At 39.8% G+C, this 289-nt stretch carries 1 protein-coding gene; it reads right to left on the reverse strand.

What is annotated here, in order from left to right:
* Window positions 1-289 (reverse strand): hypothetical protein (locus ACFILW_RS10000; protein ID WP_375685761.1); only part of this gene is annotated, 289 nt, incomplete at both ends.

Consider the following 289-nt stretch of genomic DNA (forward strand, 5'->3'; position numbering starts at 1 on the left):
CCCGTTTCTGCTGCCTTAACACCAGAAATGGAACGTGCGACCTTACCATATCCTGCAATATTGATCTCAGTACCAGCTGTATCCTTACCAATAGTGATAGAAGCAGAAACTCCGTCTTGCTTAACAAGACTATTTTTTACCACATCGGAAATCTTATTATCAATATTTGTGATAGAAGTATTGACAGCAGTAAATGCATCCGTAACATTACGATGTGTCTGCCCCTGAATAAGGAAAGTTGGTTCTATACCTTCGAGTACATCTGTACTACCCCCAAAATATTTCGATG

Source organism: Bartonella sp. TT110JLCBS, assembly GCF_042193405.1.
Lineage (GTDB): Bacteria > Pseudomonadota > Alphaproteobacteria > Rhizobiales > Rhizobiaceae > Bartonella.